The sequence below is a fragment of the Streptomyces sp. A01 genome, assembly GCF_059026195.1.
The window spans coordinates 1-17,145 of record NZ_JBWLKN010000022.1 but is presented as its reverse complement, the minus strand read 5'-3'; the positions used below and the strand labels follow the sequence as shown (position 1 = coordinate 17,145).

The window sequence follows — 17,145 nt, the reverse complement described above, 5'->3', positions numbered from 1 at the left end:
TCACTCGCGGTCCGGCCCGGCCGCCGCGACCGCCAGCCCCGCGGTCCCCGGCTCGTGGTCCACCCGGACCGTGTCGCCGTCCCGGATCTCGCCGCCCAGGATGGCGCGGGCCAGCTGGTCGCCGATCGCGGTCTGTACGAGGCGGCGCAGCGGGCGGGCCCCGTACGAGAGATCGGGCTCCGCCGCGCCCGCCTCGGCGGCGCCGCCGGTGACCGGCTCGTGGCCGAGCCTGGCCAGCCACTCCAGAGCCGCCTCCGTGACGGTCAAGGTCAGGCGGCGCTCGGCGAGCCGGCGCCGGAGGTGGTCGATCTGGAGCTCGGCGATCCGGCGCAGCTGGCCGGTGCCCAGCGCGTGGAAGACCACGACGTCGTCCAGCCGGTTCAGGAACTCGGGCCGGAAGGACGCCCGTACCGTCTCCAGCACCTTCTCGCGCTTCTGGTCCTCCTTGAGCAGCGGGTCCATGAGGAAACCGGAGCCGAGGTTGGAGGTGAGGATGAGGATGGCGTTACGGAAGTCGACCGTGCGGCCCTGACCGTCCGTGAGCCGTCCGTCGTCCAGCACCTGGAGCAGGACGTCGAAGACGTCGTGGTGAGCCTTCTCCACCTCGTCCAGCAGCACGACGGAGTACGGGCGGCGGCGCACCGCCTCGGTGAGCTGGCCGCCCTCCTCGTAACCGACGTAACCGGGCGGAGCGCCCACGAGCCGGGCGACCGAGTGCTTCTCGCCGTACTCGCTCATGTCGATGCGGACCATGGACCGCTCGTCGTCGAAGAGGAAGTCGGCGAGGGCCTTGGCGAGCTCCGTCTTGCCGACGCCGGTCGGGCCGAGGAAGAGGAACGAGCCGGTGGGCCGGTCGGGATCGGCGATTCCGGCGCGCGTGCGGCGCACCGCGTCGGACACCGACCGCACGGCCTCGCGCTGGCCGATCAGCCGCCTGCCCAGCTCGTCCTCCATGCGCAGCAGTTTCTGTGTCTCGCCCTCCAGCAGGCGGCCCGCCGGGATGCCCGTCCAGGAGGCGACGACGTCGGCGATGTCGTCAGGACCGACCTCCTCCTTGACCATCTTGTCCCGGTCGCCCTTCTTGGCCTCCTCCTCCGCCTCGGCGGCGGCCGTCAGCTCACGCTCGACGGCGGGGATCTCGCCGTAGAGCAGCTTGGAGGCGGCGTCGAAGTCGCCGTCACGCTGGGCGCGTTCGGCCTGGCCGCGCAGGTCGTCCAGGCGTTCCTTCAGCTCACCGACGCGGTTGAGACCCTGCTTCTCCTTCTCCCAGCGCGCGCCGAGGCCGCGCAGCTCCTCCTCCTTGTCCGCGAGGTCGCGGCGCAGCTTCTCCAGCCGCTCCTTGCTCGCCTCGTCGGACTCGTTCTTGAGGGCCAGCTCCTCCATCCGCAACCGGTCGACGGCGCGCTGGAGTTCGTCGATCTCCAGCGGCGAGGAGTCGATCTCCATGCGCAGCCGGGAGGCGGCCTCGTCCACGAGGTCGATGGCCTTGTCGGGGAGGAAGCGGGAGGTGATGTAGCGGTCGGAGAGGGTGGCGGCGGCGACCAGCGCGGCGTCGGAGATCTGCACCTTGTGGTGTGCCTCGTACCGCCCCTTGAGCCCGCGCAGGATCGCGATCGAGTCCTCCACGGACGGCTCGGCGACCAGCACCTGCTGGAACCGCCGCTCCAGCGCCGGGTCCTTCTCGATCCGCTCGCGGTACTCGTCGAGCGTCGTCGCGCCGACCATGCGCAGCTCGCCACGGGCCAGCATCGGCTTGAGCATGTTGCCCGCGTCCATCGCGGAGTCGCCGCCCGCGCCGGCCCCGACGACCGTGTGCAGTTCGTCGATGAACGTGATGATCTGCCCGTCGCTGGCCTTGATCTCGGCGAGTACGGTCTTCAGCCGCTCCTCGAACTCGCCCCGGTACTTCGCTCCGGCGACCATCGCGCCGAGATCGAGCGCCACCAGACGCTTGTTCTTCAGCGACTCGGGCACGTCGCCCTTCACGACCCGCTGCGCCAGCCCCTCGACGACGGCGGTCTTGCCGACGCCGGGTTCGCCGATGAGCACCGGGTTGTTCTTCGTACGCCGCGACAGCACCTGCACCACGCGCCGGATCTCCTGATCCCGCCCGATGACGGGATCGAGCTTGCCGTCGCGCGCGGCCATCGTCAGATCGGTACCGAACTTCTCCAGCGCCTTGTACGTGCTCTCCGGGTCCGGGGTGGTCACCCGCGTTCCGCCCCTACTGGTCTCGAAGGCGTCGAGCAGCCGCTTGGCACTCGCGCCCTGCTGGTCAAGGAGTTCCCCGCTCTGGCCGCCCTTGGCGGCGATGCCGATGAGCAGGTGTTCGGTCGAAATGTACGCGTCGCCCAGCTCGCGGGCGCGCCGTGAGGCGTCGGCGAGGACGGCGATCAGGTCGCGGTTGGGCTGCGGCGGGGCGACGGTGGAGCCCTGCACGCTCGGCAGCGCCGCCAGCAGCCGCTCGGCGCCGGAGCGCAGCGTCGCCGCGTCGGCCCCCACGGTGGCCAGCAGGTCCATGAGGTGGGCGTTGCTGTCGTCACCACGCCCGTCGAGCAGCGCGAACAGCACGTGCGCGGGTGTCAGATCGGCGTGCCCGGCGGCCACGGCCCGTTCATTGGCGGCGCTCAGCGCCTCCTGGCTCTTGTTCGTCAGCTCGGCATCCACGGTCCCGTGCTCCTCCTCGCTCCTCGGCTACGGCGGGACTGGCCTGCGGTAGCCGCCCGCATTCCCTCATCCAGACTCTTGCCTCATACAGCCTACGATAAGTTGAGTCTTTTCCACTCAAGGTGGCACCCGGATGCCGCTCCCGCCACCGCCCGCACCCACCACCGCAAGCGGACTCCCACCCTCCGGCGTCGAGGGAAGAAAGAAGGGCGAGAATCGCCCACCTGTTCGGTTTCGGCGTGGCATGATCAAGCCTTGGCGTCCCCCCACCTCCTTGCGCCACCCCATTCCGCAGCAAGGACCACTCACGATGCCCCGACGCTATGCCCCGCGCCGCGCCTCAGCCGCGACGCTCGCCCTCACCGCGGTGACCCTGGGTCTCACGCTCCCCGCCACCACGGCACACGCGTCCGGCCAGTCGGCCACCCCGCGCGCCGCCACCTGCAAGCCCGGCGAGTGGAAGGCGCAGTACTACGCCAACACCACCTTCCGGGGTACCCCGAAGAAGACCGCCTGCGACGCGGCGATCAACGAAAACTACGGCACCGGCGACCCGGGCGGGGTGACCCTGCCACGCGACAACTTCGGCGTCCGCTGGTCGGTCACCCGCGACTTCGGCTCCGGCGGCCCCTTCACCTTCTCCGCCGAGGCCCAGGACGGCATCCGCGTCTACCTCGACGGCACCCGCAAGATCGACCTGTGGAAAGACGTCGCCACGACCCGTAAGAAGGCCGTCCAGGTGACCATCCCCAAGGGGCGGCACACCCTGCGCGTGGACTTCGCCGCGTTCAAGGGCTCCGCCAACGTCAAGTTCGGCTACCCGCCCATCACCAGCCCCAGCGTGGACAAGACCAAGCCGCTCAACCCGGCGGCACCGAAGGCCGTCTACCAGCCGGGCACCCTCAAGACCACGCTCACCTGGCCCAAGAACGCCGAGCTCGACCTCGCGGGCTACGAGGTGCACCGGCGCCCCCTGGGCGCCCCGTCCTGGACCAAGGTCAGCGGTACGAAGCCGGTCACCGGGACCACCCTGACCGACGCCCCGCTCGCAGACGGCAAGCCGGTCGAGTACGCGGTCACCGCCGTCGACAAGGCCGGAAACCGCTCCGCGAAGTCCACCGGCACCCACGTCACCCCGGCCGACAAGACCAGCCCGGACGCACCGAACGACATCACCGCCAAGGGCGTCGCCTCGGGGATCATGCTCACCTGGACCGCGAACACCGACGACACCGTCGCGTACCGCGTCTACGACAACCAGATCCCGAGCACCCTGATCGCCGAGGTCACCGGCACCTCCTACCTGGACACCGCGGCGTACGTCGACGAGCTCACGTACTACGACGTGTGCGCCGTGGACGCCGCCGGGAACCAGTCCGCGTGCCGCCAGGTCAGCGCGGTCCGCCCGTACGACGACAAGATCGCCCCCCTCCAGCCCAAGTTCCCGCGCACCTTGCTGGGCGCCGCGAGCGTCCACCTCCACTGGAAGCACGGCGGCACCCCCGCCGGCGAGCGCCCCGAGTACGACGCGGTGACCTACCGGATCTACCGCGCGGCCATCCCGCGGCCCGAGGGCCCGGCCGAATCCCGCAGGCTCCTCGCCGAGGTCCCGGTCCCCCAGCTCGCCTACGAGGACACCCAGGTCCGCACCGGCGTCATCTACCAGTACGACATCACGGCAGTCGACGCCGCGGGCAACGAGTCCCCGGCCAGCGACAAGGTCACCTCGTACCTCGGCTGACCCCCGGGAGCCGGGCCCCGAACGGGTGAACCACCCGCGAGGGCCCGGCTCCCCCACCCCCGGCCAGCCACACTGGCCAGCGACCACAAGGGGGTGCAGCATGACGGCTATGGCACACGAGCCGACGCCCACGCAGGAAGACCTCCTCCTTGAGAGCTTTCTGGCCCTGAAGACGCCCGAAGGCTTCAAGGCCGAGCTCATCGAGGGGGAAATCGTCGTGTCACCGACTCCGGACGGCGACCACCAGGACGCCATCGAGCTCATCGTCTGGCAGACGTACGAGCGCTCCCAGACGCCCATGCAGCAGTCCGGCAACTCGGGGCTGATCCTGCCCCGGGGCGGCCTGTGCCCCAAGAACCGGGTCATCCCGGACATCACCTTCGCGCCACGCGAACTGCGTCTCTTCCGGGGCGCCCCGTCCTGGATGCCCTGCGGTGGAGTCGCCATGGTCGTGGAGGTGACCAGCAGCAGGCCCGACGGCGACCGTGTCGCCAAGCGCGACTGCTACGCCCGTGCCGAGATCCCTCTCTACTTGCTCGTCGACCGCGGCAAATCCGCCATCACCCTGTTCGGCGACCCCATGAACGGCGTGTACGCGGATGCCCAGTCCCGGGCCTTCGGCAAGCCCATCCCCCTGCCCGCTCCCTTCTCCTTCGACCTGGAGACCACGGACTTCCTGTGAGCTGAGAATGCCGGCGGGAGCGGGAGAAAACGGCTCCCGCCATCCCACCGGACAACCGTCCGGCCCCCGGCCCGCGCCCTCAAGCTCGCCGATTACGCTGCCGGTCATGGCCATCGACCCGCGCGACCCCAGCCCCGAATTCCTCGCGTTCTGGCGCGACTACCACCTCTGCACGCTGACCACGATGCGCCCGAACGGCACACCCCACGTGGTCGCCGTGGGCGTCACCTACGACCCCGAGGCCGGGCTCGCGCGCGTCATCACCCGCAGGACCAGCACCAAGGTCGCCAACGTCCTGGCGGCAGGCGAAGAGGGCGCGCCGGTCGCCGTCTGCCAGGTCGACAAGGACCGCTGGTCAACCCTGGAGGGCCGCGCCCGGGTCCGCACCGACCCCGAATCGGTCGCCGAGGCCGTCCGCCGCTACGCCGACCGCTACGGCCGCACACCGACCCCCAACCCGGAGCGCGTGGCGATCGAGATCACGTTGACCAGGGGCATGGGCCGGGTCTGAGGAACGGCCCGGCCGCCGCATCACGGTGGTGCGGAGCGCCTCCCTGGCGTGACGCGTCATGACCCACGAAGGCCCCGCCCACGACCCCCACCTTCGGCGGTCACCAGCGGACCGTCCGCGCGAAAATCATGGCGACGGGCCGCACGCCGTGCGAAACTAACGCACACCAAAGGGGTGTAGCTCAGCTGGCCAGAGCACCGGTCTCCAAAACCGAAGGCCGCAGGTTCGAGTCCTGCCGCCCCTGCCATGCTTACCGCACTTCGTCGATGACCTCCAGGTTCAAGAACCGGGGCTCGGCGGTGCACAACGCGCGGAACTTTTCCGCCACGCGTTGCGTCTCGGGCAGCTCACTGTTGGCCATCGCCTTCTCGTACGACGGGAACTCAACGATGTCCACGTAGTGGTTCGGCCTGTCACGGTCCTTCGTGTGACACTCCCGGCTCACCGTGCGCTTGCCTTCGGTGGCCGCCAGCCACTCGTCGAAGGCCTCTCCCATTTTCGCTTCCTGCGTGGTCTCGTAGTCGATGACCTGCACGAACGTCATGAGTCAGCCCTCTTCCAGGCGGGCGTACTCCTGGGCCATGCCACCAGCGAAGTCATACGCGATGACCTGCTCGTCACCCACGACCCACGCGTCGTGACCCGGCGGGACAACGAACACGTCCCCGGGCCCGACCTCGGACTCGGCCCCGTCGTCCATGCGCACGCGCAGCCGACCCTGCACCAGGAACCCGTTGTGGTGGACCTCGCAGCTCTTGGTCCCCACGAGAGGACCCAGCGACTCCGACCACCGCCAGCCAGGCTCAAACGTGGCAATAGCGAAGTCCAGCCCCGTCATGTGGAGCGCTTCGAGGTGCCCTCGGGGAAAATCTCGCCGCTCATCCGGCTTCTCGATCGTCTTGACTTCCATCATGGTGCTACCTCCTGCCATCATCTCCATACTGCGCCTGGTGGGGGCATATGTCCCCTCAAGTCCGCTTGAAGTTCACGACCGCGATTCGCTGCCACACGGCGAGGCCATACGAAGACCAGGCCCGCCGCAGGCGGCTCTGCGCGTCAGGAAGCCGAAGGGCCGAACGCCCCCGCCTTGACGGCCCCGATGAGGCCCCGGAGGGCGGTCGGTGTGGTGATGAGGACGACGCCGGGGGCGTCGCTCTCCCGGAGACGTATGAGGTCGTCTGCGGCCTTCGATACCTCGACGCACTCGTTTTGCTCATAGGGGCCGGAAAACGAACTCTTTCGCCATTGCGTCACAGCCCGCACCCTCACAACTCCCGGATCATGTCGTTGACGAAGTCCCGAGTCTCGTCCGTCGACAGCGCATCTTGCTCCAGCAAGCTGAACGCCTGTCGATACTCAGACAACTGCTCGGCATCATCAACGAAAGAGGACCCTCGCACGATGTCAAACTGCGCCGTATCCAGCTGGACTACTACGCCGTCTGCGTAGAACATCGCGAACGCGGGCGAAAAGCCCTCCCGGGCAAAGGGAATGACCCTGAAGTGCACTGAAGGCCGATGCGACTCCCGCAAAAGAAACTCAAGTTGGCTACGGACGACCTTCCGACCACTCACCTGCATCCGAAGCGCTGCTTCATGGATGACCAGCCTGACAACAGGCGGCTTGTCACGGTCGAGGATCTGACGACGCGCCTGGCGAAAGGCCACCAGCGCGTCAGCGCGGTCCCGTGACAATCCGTATTGTGCGTTATTGAACAGAGCGCGGCTGTGTTCCTCCGTCTGAAAAAGGCCCGGGATATGCACCACCTGAAAAATCCTGAGGCGGGGAGCGTGGTGTTCAAGCTCCGCAAGGTCGAGCAGAGCAGTACTGCCAACCGCTCGATATTTCTGCCACCAACCTCGCACACGCTCTGAAGCCATCGCCGCTAGAGCGTCCACCAACGCGGCATCCTCAACGCCGTAAGAGGACGCCAGATTTCGCACGCGCTCAGCGCCAACTGCGATGCGTCCCGCCTCCAGGTGGGACATCGTCGCCTGGTCCACGCCGACCGCGCGGGCAGCCTCACGCGCAGGAACTCCCGCACCCTCTCGCAACTTTCTGAGTTCCGCTCCCAACCGCACTTGGCGTGCCGTGGGGTTGCTCCTCCTCGCCATGGACTTCTCTTCCTTCTCGGGCTTGCGGCGCCACTGTGTCACGGCTCAGCACGATCGGGCGAACGTCGAAGAACGTGTTGCAAGGGGCCATACTTGGCCTCTACGTTGAGTACTGCGCCGCTCACAGAGTGGTTACCGGCCACACCGGAAGCGCACCGCTACCCCCATGTCTGCCGCCCGCCAGGGCACAGGCACCGGCATGTCCGGCGAGGGCAGCGGCATGGACACCGGTCGGCCCGCCCCATCGCGCCATCAGGAGGCTCCCATGCCCCTCACCGCATCCCAGATCACGCCCTTCGAGTACAGCTTCCACATCCCGCATGACCCGCGAGCCATCGGTGTCGCACGAGCTTCTGTGCGGACCGTTCTGGCCGTCCACGAACTGACCGAACTGACCGATCAGGCCGAGTTGCTGGCCAGCGAGATGCTGACGAACGCCATCGTGCACTCGGACGGTGAGGCGGACCTCAGGCTCACCTGGACCGAGGAGACCGGGACGTTGCGGCTGACCGTATGGGACACCAGTAGCGAGCCACCGGACGTACGGGAAGTCGGCGACGACAGCGAGGGGGGCAGGGGCCTGCATCTGCTGCGGTTGTTCTCCGACCGGTGGAACCACTTTCCGCTCCAGGGCGAGCTGTGGGGACCGGCGTCCAAGGTCGTGTGGTGCGAGATCGACAGGCCACCGCCCCGCGAACGGGCGTGAGCCACAGGGCGGCACGCGGAGCCCTCAGCGCTCCGCGACCCGCTCCACAAGCATCCACATCCCTGTGGACGGGTTCGTACGGTGTTCCTGTCCCGGCTCAGCCAACCGCCGGGCGTGCGTTACGGCTTCGGACCAACGCGCCTCGTAGTCCGCGAAGTTCAGGCGCGCCTTGTCGTAACCAGGCACGTGCTTCTTCAGGTGCGGCAGCAGGTCCTTGTACGTCGCCGCGTACGAGCTGTGCGCGCGGAAGTGCAGGATCAGCCACAGCTCGAAGCACGGGTTGGACAGGGCGACCTTAATGCCCTGCCGCTGGGCCTCCGCTACCGCTGCCGCGACGTCGTAGTGGTCGATGTCGAAGACGCACCAGACCTCGTCGAAGTCCCCAGCAACGCGGTCCTGTTCCTTGACCGCGTAATCGACAAGCTGCGACGGCGAGCACGACTTCGTCCGCACCCGGACCGTGACGGCGGGGTTGCCGAGGTGGTTGACGAGCCCCTGAACGTAGTCCCGCTCGGTCACCTCGCCGTCGCAGACAACCAGCAGGCGCATGCGAGCACGGCGAGTCGCGGGCCCCCGTGAGAGGTTCGACTCGAAGGCGGGACGGCGCCGCCCGCTACTCTTCGGGGTCCTCGCCACCCGGCCCCCTCCCACGGGCGGCCACCGCCGCCTCGAAGCGTTCGTCGCTCAGGAACGGGACCGCGCCGTAGCTGCCCCCCAGATAGCGGCGTTCCCGGTTCTCGTCCTGGCGTGGCTTGAAGTCGGAGAGCGGGAAGATCGTCGTCTCGCCGTACTCGTCCTTCTCCACGAACCACACCTCGTCCCGCTTGAGAACGTCCTCGCCGCCGTCGCGGCCGAGCAGGCTCGCATCGTGCGTGGTGAGCAGGAGTTGTGCACCGTGCGGGTTGGTGGCGGGGTCGTGGAACAGCTTGATCAGGTGTGCGGTGAGGCGTGGATGCAGGCTGGAGTCGACCTCGTCCACGACGAGCAGTCCCCCGTCGCCCAGTGCGCTCAGAACAGGAACGGCATAGGCCAACAGTGCCTTCGTGCCCGCCGACTGGTCCTCCATGCCCATCCGGACGCTGCCGCCCCGGCCGCGCTGCTGAACCCACACCCGACGTCGCTCCCTGGGCAGCAGGGCCCTCGCCAGGAGGTTCCGGTGTGACTTGCTGGGCCGCGCTCCCCTCAGCATTCTGTCCGCGTGGAGCTCATCGTCCCGCACGGTCTCGATGCCCACGTTCTCGATGCCGAGGTCCGCCGCGCGCAACAGGCTGACCACGGAGGGAATCAGCGCGGGCTCAGTCAGGATTTGTTCCGCTTCGAGACCCCACAGCGTCTGGAAGCCGCCGCCCGACCGGAACGTCAGCTGCGACCTGAACCACTCGTACACCGGTTGTACCGCGTCCTGCCGGGAGCGGGCGGCCACCGACAGGAACAAGCTGTTCGGTTCGGTGATGTTCTTGATCAGCTCCAGCTCGCGTCTCGGCAGCGTCTCACCGAAGACGAAGTCGTCCCCCGACCGCTGGAAAACCGTCCGCTTGCGGCCCTTCGGATAGCTGTAGAGCCACTCATCGAGGACCCGCTCGCCGTCCATGCTGCACCCGTACGTATGCCGCACACCGGCCAGCACCAGGTCCACCACGTACCACGACGGCTCGTCCGCGCACTCGGGGTCCAGCGCGAACGGATACCGCTCGATGCCGCCACCCGGCTCAGCGTCCCGGTGCGACGACACCACCAGCGTGGCGAGGAACTGGAGCGCGTGCACCACATTCGACTTGCCCGCCGCGTTCGCGCCGAACAGCGCCGCGACCGGCACCGCCTGCCACTCCGTGCCCTCGGGGCGGTCCGCGTCGTAGACGGGAGCCAGCAGGAGCTGCTGCTCTTCTCTGATGGAACGGTGATTGGCCACGCGAAAACTCAGCAACATCCCCGTTCACCTCCTCCGAGCGGCTTCAGCGCCTTTCGCGCGGGAAAACCGCACGAATCGCGGTGTAGCTACACCGTACGGCCTGATGGAGGACGACAACAGGCCCGCCACCCAACCGGGGTAGCGGGCCCATCACGTCTGCGGACACGTCTGCCGGCTCACGCCCTGCGCGGCCCCGTCACGGCCTCCGTGATCACGAAACCCTTCGCCGGGCCCTCCGGGATGGTCACCTCGGTGCCGTACGGAACGCGGGTGGAGGCGGCATAGACGCCCTCTTCGCGGGAGGGGGCGGTCAGGACCGTCACCGTGCCGTGGTTGTCGTGGTCGTCGATGAGGACGTAGACCGGGATGCCCGCCTCGGCGTACGCGCGGCGCTTGCGGACCCGGTCGCGCTTGATGTTCGCTCGGCCCGGGGAGACAACCTCCGCGACGAACTGAACAGCGGTGGCGTCGGCGCCCAGGCCGTCCTCGGTAGCGATGTCCGCCAGGTCCACGGGCCCAATGAACACGTCAGGCACCCATGGCTTGAGCCCATGGATCACATTGATGTCCTGGTGAGCGGCGAAGTCACTACCCTCAAGATGCTTGTCCAGCATCCGGCGCAGTCGGTTGGCGGTCTGGCCATGGTCCAAGCGTCCAGTCGGCGACACCTCGATGAACCCCTCGACGATCTCGGCGTTGAAGCCCTCGGGGAGTTCCATGGTCTTCCACGCCTGCCACAGGGCCTCATCGAGCGTCGGGGGGGGCATGGCTGGCACCTCCGGCGGGGCTTCGTGGACGAGAGCGGTCATAGCGCGGCACCTCCTCCTCAAGTGTGGGTGGGCGTCCCCTGCGGCACAAGCGACGCCGCCACGTTAGGGAGCGGGCGGCCTGGCGGTCGGCTTTCGATCGTTTGTCCATCCGATCGGATGAACGGCGGTGCGCAGCCCTGACGGCGAGCGCCCCCGAGCAAGCCACCAGCCCCCACACAGCGACAAGCCCGCCGCCCGGCGACCGGGTGACGGGCCTGCGCGTACAGCCTGAGAAAACGACCGTACAGACGGAGAAAGCGACCGAGAAACGGCGAACGAGGCGAAAGACGAGCGGGGCTACTCCACACCCGGCCGCTTCGGTCGCCAGACCACCAGCGCGCTCGACTGTTGGACCTGGTTGTACGGGACCAGGTCCCGCCGGTACGAGGCGTGGACGGCTGCCTCGCGCTGCTGGATGGTCGCCGCGGCGCCCTCGACGGCCTGCTGGAGTTCGGCGACGCGTGACTGGAGCGCGATCACCTGGTTCTCCAGTTCGATGATCCGCTTGATGCCGGCGAGGTTGACGCCGTCGTCCTGGCTCAGCTGCTGGACCTGGCGCAGGAGCTCGATGTCGCGGGCCGAGTAGCGGCGGCCGCGGCCCGGGGTGCGGTCAGGGGAGACCAGGCCGAGACGGTCGTACTGCCGCAGGGTCTGCGGGTGCAGGCCGGAGAGCTGAGCGGCGACCGAGATGACGTATACCGGTGACTCGTCGGTCAGCTCGTAGGGGTTGCGGCTGGGGCCGCCTGGCCTCCGTACGCCTCGGCCGTCCATCTCATGCTCCCTTCGCGGCCTGGAACAGCTCGGACCTCGGGTCCTCGTCCGATGTCGCTTCGCGGTACGTCTCCAGCGCGTCTCGCGCCTTGTCACTCAGATCCTGCGGCACCGCGATCTCTATGGTGACAAGCAGATCGCCCCGAGTGCCATCCTTGCGCGCCGCTCCCTTGCCACGGGCGCGCATGGTGCGGCCACCCGGCGTACCGGCGGGCAGCTTGAGGGTGACCGCCGGGCCGCCCAGCGTCGGGACCTTGATCTCGGCGCCGAGGGCCGCCTCCGCGAAGGTGACGGGCACGGTGACGGTCAGGTTGTCGCCCTTGCGGCCGAAGACCGGGTGGGCGTCGACGTGGACCACGACGTACAGGTCGCCCGCCGGGCCGCCCGTCTCGCCCGGCGCGCCCTTGCCGCGCAGTCTGATGCGCTGGCCGTCGCTGACGCCCGCCGGGATGCGGACCTGCATGGTCCGCGAGGAGCGGGCGCGACCGCTGCCCTTGCACTGGTCGCAGGGGTCCTGGGCGATCAGGCCGCGGCCCCGGCAGTCCACGCACGGGTCGGTGAGCGAGAAGCCGCCACCGCCGCCCCGGCTGACCTGCCCGGTGCCGACGCAGGTCGGGCACACCCTGGGGGTGCCGTTCTTGTCGCCCGTGCCCTGGCACGCCTTGCAGGGCGCCTGGCTGGACATCCGCAGCGGGACGGTCGCCCCGTCCACCGCCTCGGTGAAGCTGAGCGTCACCTCGGACTCGATGTCCTGGCCCCGGCGCGGCTGGGTACGGGTGCCCGCGCCGCTCCGGTTGAACAGGCCGCCGAAGACGTCGCCGAGACCGCCGCCGAAGCCCCCGGCGCCAGGACCGGTGCCGCCGCCCTGGGGTCCGCCGCCTCCGAAGAGGTCGCCCAGGTCGAAGTTGAAGTTGCCGGTGCCGCCGGGCCCGCCCGGGCCCGGCCGGAAGCCGCCGTTGCCGAACAGCGCTCGGGCCTCGTCGTACTCCTTGCGCCGCTTGGGATCAGCGAGGACGTCGTTCGCCTCGGAGATCTCCTTGAAGCGCTCCTCGGCCTTCGCGTTCCCGGTGTTGGCGTCCGGGTGGTACTCGCGGGCGAGCTTCCGGTACGCCTTCTTGATCTCGGCCTCGGTGGCGTCCTTCGGGACGCCGAGGACCTTGTAGTAGTCCTTCTCCACGAAGTCCTTGGTGCTCATCCTCGACGTCCCTCCTCTCCGTGCACCGCGTCAGCCCTCGTCTGGGCCACCGCTCTCCTCGTCTGCCGCTTCGTCACCGCTGCCGCCCGCCGCGGCACCTGGCTGCGGCTCGGCGACGGCGACCCGCGCGGGGCGAATCGTTCGCTCGCCGATCCGATACCCCGGCTGGAGGATCGACACGCACGTCGTTTCCGTGACGTCCGGCGCGTAGCTGTGCATCAGCGCCTCGTGCACCAGCGGATCGAAGGGCTCGCCCTCCTTGCCGAACTGCTGCAGGCCCAGCTTGGCCGCCGCGCTCTCCAGCGACTCGGCGACCGACTTGAACCCACCGACCAGCTCGCCATGTTCCCGCGCGCGGCCGATGTCGTCGAGTACGGGAAGGAGCTCGGTCAGGAGCTTCGCCGCGGCGATCTCCGCGACCGTGGCCCGGTCCCGCTCCACCCGGCGGCGGTAGTTCTGGTACTCCGCCTGGAGGCGCTGGAGGTCCGCGGTGCGCTCGTTGAGCGCGGTACGGACCTGGTCGAGCTGGGCCGTGAGGGCCACGTCCTGCTTCGCCTGACCGTTTCGCTGTGCGTCCCCTGCCGGGGCCGCCGGGCCCGCCTTGTCGGCGGACCCGGCCCCCTCCGCCGCGTCGGTCTGCGACGCGGCGTCGGGGGTTGATGCGGCATCAGAGGGGACGTCGGGCTGTTCGTCGAAGCCCGGGGTCTCCTCCGTCACGCGGCACCATCCCTTCGGTCATCCGTCTTCTCGTCGTCGACGATCTCGGCGTCCACGACGTCGTCGTCCTTGGCCTGGCCCGCGGCACCGGCACCCTCAGCGCCCGCGGCACCCTCGGCGCCCGCACCGGCGGCCTGCGCGTCCGCGTACATCGCCTGGCCGAGCTTCTGGCTGACGGTGGCGACCTTCTCGGTGGCCTCGCGGATCGCGGCGTTGTCCTCGCCCTTGAGCTTTTCCTTCAGCTCGCCGACGGCGGTCTCGACCTCGGTCTTGACGTCGTCCGGGACCTTCTCCTCGTTGTCCTTGAGGAACTTCTCCGTCTGGTACACGAGCTGCTCGGCCTGGTTGCGCGTCTCGGCGGCCTCGCGGCGCTTGTGGTCCTCGTCCGCGTACTGCTCGGCCTCGCGCATCATGCGCTCGATGTCGTCCTTCGGCAGCGCGGAGCCGCCGGTGACGGTCATCCGCTGCTCCTTGCCGGTGCCGAGGTCCTTGGCGGAGACGTGCATGATGCCGTTGGCGTCGATGTCGAAGGTGACCTCGATCTGCGGCACGTTGCGCGGCGCGGGCGGCAGCCCGGTCAGCTCGAACATTCCGAGCTTCTTGTTGTACGCCGCGATCTCGCGCTCGCCCTGGTACACCTGGATCTGCACGGACGGCTGGTTGTCCTCGGCCGTCGTGAAGATCTCGGAGCGCTTGGTCGGGATCGTGGTGTTGCGCTCGATCAGCTTCGTCATGATGCCGCCCTTGGTCTCGATACCAAGCGACAGCGGCGTGACGTCGAGCAGCAGGACGTCCTTGACCTCACCCTTGAGGACACCGGCCTGGAGCGCGGCGCCGATGGCGACGACCTCGTCCGGGTTGACGCCCTTGTTGGCGTCCTGGCCGCCGGTCAGCTCCCTGACGAGCTCGGCGACGGCGGGCATCCGGGTGGAGCCACCGACGAGGACCACGTGGTCGATCTCGGACAGCTGGATGCCGGCGTCCTTGATGACGTTGTGGAACGGGGTCTTGCAGCGCTCCAGCAGGTCGGAGGTCAGCTGCTGGAACTGGGCCCGGGTGAGCTTCTCGTCCAGGTGCAGCGGGCCCTCGGCCGACGCCGTGATGTACGGCAGGTTGATCGTGGTCTCGGTGGACGAGGACAGCTCGATCTTCGCCTTCTCCGCGGCCTCGCGGAGACGCTGGAGAGCCATCTTGTCCTTGGACAGGTCCACGCCGTGTCCGTTGTTGAACTGCTTGACCAGGTAGTCCATGACCCGCTGGTCCCAGTCGTCACCACCGAGGTGGTTGTCACCGTTGGTGGCCTTGACCTCGACCACGCCGTCGCCGATCTCCAGGAGCGAGACGTCGAACGTGCCGCCACCGAGGTCGAAGACGAGAATGGTCTGGTCGTCCTTCTCCAGCCCGTAGGCGAGAGCGGCGGCCGTCGGCTCGTTGACGATACGCAGGACGTTCAGGCCCGCGATCTCGCCGGCTTCCTTCGTCGCCTGCCGCTCGGAGTCGTTGAAGTAGGCAGGCACGGTGATGACCGCGTCGGCGACCTTCTCACCCAGGTAGGCCTCGGCGTCCCGCTTCAGCTTCTGCAGGATGAAGGCGCTCATCTGCTGCGGATTGAAGTCCTTGCCGTCCAGGTTGATCTTCCAGTCGGTGCCCATGTGGCGCTTGACCGACCGAACGGTCCTGTCCACGTTGGTGACCGCCTGGCGCTTGGCGACCTCGCCGACCAGAACCTCGCCGTTCTTCGCGAAGGCGACAACGGACGGCGTGGTCCTGGCGCCCTCGGCGTTGGTGATGACGGTGGGCTCACCGCCTTCGAGAACACTGACGACGGAGTTCGTCGTACCCAGGTCGATGCCGACCGCACGTGCCATGTCAATCCTCCAGCTGACTTGAGTGGAACAGGCTCAAGCGTGCACGATCGGGATTGCCCTGTCAACAGAGGTGAGTCGACCGCACTCAACTTTTATATGGCGCTTACTCGCACAACAGGAGGAACGAGGCGGTCAGAGGGGTGGCCGGGGGCGAAAATAGGGGTCACGGACGGAGAATGTCCAACGAAGGCAACCCTCAGCGATGCATATCACCGGCTGGTCGAGTGTGCCGACGGAACGATCCTCGGTAATCTCGGCAAAGACCCCACTAAGTTACTGCTTAGTAATCCCCCGCTAGTCGCTACTGAGCAAACCCCCGCTCTCGTAGGTTCGAGGAGCCGCCATGCAACTCGCCGCGATCATCGTGTCGCTGGTCCTCACCGCGGTCGGCGTTGCGCTCGTCAGCCGCGCCATCGCGCAGATCGTCCGCTTCATGAAGCTCGGCGCGCCGATCCCGCAGGGCAGTCGCACCGACGACCCGAAGCAGCGCAGCATCACCCTCGCCAAGGAGTTCGCCGGCCATACGCGCATGAACAAGTGGGGCGTCGTCGGCGTCGCCCACTGGTTCGTCGCCGTCGGCTTCTTCACGCTGGGTCTGACGATCGTCGCCGCGTACGGACAGCTGTTCAAGGCCGACTGGATTCTTCCGGTCATCGGCGGATGGCTCCCGTACGAGCTCTACATCGAGCTCATCGCGCTGGGCACCACGCTCGGCATCCTCGTCCTGATCGTCATCCGGCTGCTGAGCCTGCCGTCCCGGGCGGGCCGCAAGTCCCGCTTCTCGGGGTCGACGGCCTGGCAGGGGTACTTCGTCGAGTACGTGATCCTCACCATCGGCGTCTGCATCCTGGCCCTGCGCGGGCTTGAGGGCTCGCTGCACCACGTGGACGGCTGGGAGCCCGGGTACCTCGCCTCGTACTCGATCACCGCCCTCACCGACGGCCTGAGCACCGGCACCCTGCAGAATCTCGTGTACTTCTTCGCGATGGTGAAGCTCGGCACCACGATGATCTGGGCGACCACCATCGGCCTGAACACCGACATGGGCGTCGCCTGGCACCGCTTCCTCGCCTTCCCCAACATCTGGTTCAAGCGGGAGGCCAGCGGCGATGTGGCGCTCGGCGCGCTCCAGCCGATGGTGAGCGGGGGCAAGCCGATCGACTTCGAGGACCCGGGCGAGGACGACCAGTTCGGTGTCTCCCAGGTCGAGCACTTCTCGTGGAAGGGCCTGCTGGACTTCTCCACCTGCACCGAGTGCGGGCGCTGCCAGTCGCAGTGCCCCGCGTGGAACACCGGCAAGCCGCTGTCCCCCAAGCTCCTCATCATGGCCCTGCGCGACCACGCGCACGCCAAGGCGCCGTACTTGCTCGCCGGGGGCGGCAAGGATGAGGAGGGCAACGAGAAGGCGACACCGGAGCAGCTGGCGGGGGTGCCCGCGTCGGCGCTGGCCGAGGC

General features: G+C 68.4%; 16 protein-coding genes, 1 tRNA gene and 1 pseudogene. 6 read left to right on the top strand and 12 right to left on the bottom strand.

The genetic code is table 11. From position 1 onward, the window contains the following. Nucleotides 1-2,667, bottom strand: a complete 2,667-nt coding sequence (gene clpB, locus AC5P1B_RS25995) for an ATP-dependent chaperone ClpB (protein WP_493890113.1) — start codon at nt 2,665-2,667, stop codon at nt 1-3. Between the two features lie 310 nt (nt 2,668-2,977). Between clpB and AC5P1B_RS25990 the strand changes: the two genes are divergently transcribed. The 4 genes from AC5P1B_RS25990 (at nt 2,978) to AC5P1B_RS25975 (ending at nt 5,848) form a co-directional block, all read left to right on the top strand. After that, nucleotides 2,978-4,408, top strand: a complete 1,431-nt coding sequence (locus tag AC5P1B_RS25990) for a fibronectin type III domain-containing protein (protein ID WP_493890111.1) — start codon at nt 2,978-2,980, stop codon at nt 4,406-4,408. 100 nt (nt 4,409-4,508) lie between these two features. Next, nucleotides 4,509-5,090: a Uma2 family endonuclease gene (locus tag AC5P1B_RS25985; RefSeq protein ID WP_493890110.1), complete on the top strand. Its 582-nt coding sequence runs from the start codon at nt 4,509-4,511 to the stop codon at nt 5,088-5,090. A 106-nt stretch (nt 5,091-5,196) separates the two neighbouring features. Further along, nucleotides 5,197-5,601, top strand: a complete 405-nt coding sequence (locus tag AC5P1B_RS25980; protein WP_493890109.1) for a pyridoxamine 5'-phosphate oxidase family protein — start codon at nt 5,197-5,199, stop codon at nt 5,599-5,601. 170 nt (nt 5,602-5,771) lie between these two features. Continuing rightward, nucleotides 5,772-5,848 (top strand) — tRNA-Trp (locus tag AC5P1B_RS25975). A 3-nt stretch (nt 5,849-5,851) separates the two neighbouring features. Here the strand turns inward: AC5P1B_RS25975 and AC5P1B_RS25970 are convergent. From AC5P1B_RS25970 to AC5P1B_RS25955, 4 genes are all read right to left on the bottom strand, one after another. Further along, entirely contained in the window at nt 5,852-6,145 is a 294-nt protein-coding gene (locus AC5P1B_RS25970; RefSeq protein ID WP_493890108.1) for a hypothetical protein, read from the bottom strand. Nucleotides 6,146-6,148: 3 nt separating this feature from the next. Further along, nucleotides 6,149-6,514: a cupin domain-containing protein gene (locus tag AC5P1B_RS25965; protein WP_493890107.1), complete on the bottom strand. Its 366-nt coding sequence runs from the start codon at nt 6,512-6,514 to the stop codon at nt 6,149-6,151. Between the two features lie 143 nt (nt 6,515-6,657). Continuing rightward, on the bottom strand, nt 6,658-6,855 hold the full coding sequence (locus AC5P1B_RS25960; protein ID WP_493890106.1) for a DUF397 domain-containing protein: 198 nt from the start codon (nt 6,853-6,855) through the stop codon (nt 6,658-6,660). A gap of 11 nt (nt 6,856-6,866) precedes the next feature. Continuing rightward, on the bottom strand, nt 6,867-7,757 hold the full coding sequence (locus tag AC5P1B_RS25955; RefSeq protein WP_493890105.1) for a helix-turn-helix domain-containing protein: 891 nt from the start codon (nt 7,755-7,757) through the stop codon (nt 6,867-6,869). Between the two features lie 223 nt (nt 7,758-7,980). Here AC5P1B_RS25955 and AC5P1B_RS25950 point away from each other — a divergent pair, with 223 nt between their 5' ends. Next, nucleotides 7,981-8,421: an ATP-binding protein gene (locus tag AC5P1B_RS25950; RefSeq protein WP_493890104.1), complete on the top strand. Its 441-nt coding sequence runs from the start codon at nt 7,981-7,983 to the stop codon at nt 8,419-8,421. Between the two features lie 24 nt (nt 8,422-8,445). Here AC5P1B_RS25950 and AC5P1B_RS25945 read toward each other — a convergent pair whose 3' ends face one another. The 7 genes from AC5P1B_RS25945 to dnaK all read right to left on the bottom strand — a co-directional run bounded on the left by AC5P1B_RS25945 (nt 8,446) and on the right by dnaK (nt 15,690). Then, a complete protein-coding gene (locus tag AC5P1B_RS25945; protein ID WP_493890103.1) occupies nt 8,446-8,970 on the bottom strand; it encodes an RloB family protein in 525 nt (174 codons plus the stop codon). Between the two features lie 64 nt (nt 8,971-9,034). Next, nucleotides 9,035-10,330: an AAA family ATPase gene (locus tag AC5P1B_RS25940; protein ID WP_493890102.1), complete on the bottom strand. Its 1,296-nt coding sequence runs from the start codon at nt 10,328-10,330 to the stop codon at nt 9,035-9,037. 176 nt (nt 10,331-10,506) lie between these two features. Continuing rightward, nucleotides 10,507-11,097: a Uma2 family endonuclease gene (locus AC5P1B_RS25935; RefSeq protein WP_493890100.1), complete on the bottom strand. Its 591-nt coding sequence runs from the start codon at nt 11,095-11,097 to the stop codon at nt 10,507-10,509. Nucleotides 11,098-11,436: 339 nt separating this feature from the next. Further along, nucleotides 11,437-11,910 carry a heat shock protein transcriptional repressor HspR gene (locus tag AC5P1B_RS25930; protein ID WP_493890099.1) on the bottom strand — a complete coding sequence of 158 codons (474 nt, stop codon included), beginning with the start codon at nt 11,908-11,910 and terminating at the stop codon, nt 11,437-11,439. Nucleotide 11,911: 1 nt separating this feature from the next. Continuing rightward, nucleotides 11,912-13,105 (bottom strand): molecular chaperone DnaJ, encoded by a 1,194-nt coding sequence (gene dnaJ / locus AC5P1B_RS25925; RefSeq protein WP_493890098.1) that lies wholly within the window; start codon nt 13,103-13,105, stop codon nt 11,912-11,914. Between the two features lie 30 nt (nt 13,106-13,135). After that, complete coding sequence (grpE, locus tag AC5P1B_RS25920) at nt 13,136-13,822, bottom strand: nucleotide exchange factor GrpE (protein WP_493890097.1); 687 nt, start codon at nt 13,820-13,822, stop codon at nt 13,136-13,138. Continuing rightward, nucleotides 13,819-15,690 (bottom strand): molecular chaperone DnaK, encoded by a 1,872-nt coding sequence (gene dnaK, locus AC5P1B_RS25915; protein ID WP_493890096.1) that lies wholly within the window; start codon nt 15,688-15,690, stop codon nt 13,819-13,821. Before dnaK ends, grpE begins: the two co-directional genes overlap by 4 nt. Nucleotides 15,691-16,033: 343 nt before the next feature. Between dnaK and AC5P1B_RS25910 the strand changes: the two are divergent. Beyond that, nucleotides 16,034-17,145: pseudogene (locus tag AC5P1B_RS25910) on the top strand (Fe-S oxidoreductase); the annotation flags it as partial.

What these genes read in the sequence shown, in the direction of transcription:
- AC5P1B_RS25985 (WP_493890110.1), top strand. Translation starts at nt 4,509, where the DNA reads ATGACGGCTATGGCACACGAGCCGACGCCCACGCAGGAAGACCTCCTC.
- AC5P1B_RS25965 (WP_493890107.1), bottom strand. Translation starts at nt 6,514, where the DNA reads ATGATGGAAGTCAAGACGATCGAGAAGCCGGATGAGCGGCGAGATTTT.
- AC5P1B_RS25930 (WP_493890099.1), bottom strand. Translation starts at nt 11,910, where the DNA reads ATGGACGGCCGAGGCGTACGGAGGCCAGGCGGCCCCAGCCGCAACCCC.
- dnaK (WP_493890096.1), bottom strand. Translation starts at nt 15,690, where the DNA reads ATGGCACGTGCGGTCGGCATCGACCTGGGTACGACGAACTCCGTCGTC.
- AC5P1B_RS25990 (WP_493890111.1), top strand. Translation starts at nt 2,978, where the DNA reads ATGCCCCGACGCTATGCCCCGCGCCGCGCCTCAGCCGCGACGCTCGCC.
- AC5P1B_RS25945 (WP_493890103.1), bottom strand. Translation starts at nt 8,970, where the DNA reads ATGCGCCTGCTGGTTGTCTGCGACGGCGAGGTGACCGAGCGGGACTAC.
- AC5P1B_RS25980 (WP_493890109.1), top strand. Translation starts at nt 5,197, where the DNA reads ATGGCCATCGACCCGCGCGACCCCAGCCCCGAATTCCTCGCGTTCTGG.
- AC5P1B_RS25950 (WP_493890104.1), top strand. Translation starts at nt 7,981, where the DNA reads ATGCCCCTCACCGCATCCCAGATCACGCCCTTCGAGTACAGCTTCCAC.
- AC5P1B_RS25935 (WP_493890100.1), bottom strand. Translation starts at nt 11,097, where the DNA reads ATGCCCCCCCCGACGCTCGATGAGGCCCTGTGGCAGGCGTGGAAGACC.
- AC5P1B_RS25970 (WP_493890108.1), bottom strand. Translation starts at nt 6,145, where the DNA reads ATGACGTTCGTGCAGGTCATCGACTACGAGACCACGCAGGAAGCGAAA.
- dnaJ (WP_493890098.1), bottom strand. Translation starts at nt 13,105, where the DNA reads ATGAGCACCAAGGACTTCGTGGAGAAGGACTACTACAAGGTCCTCGGC.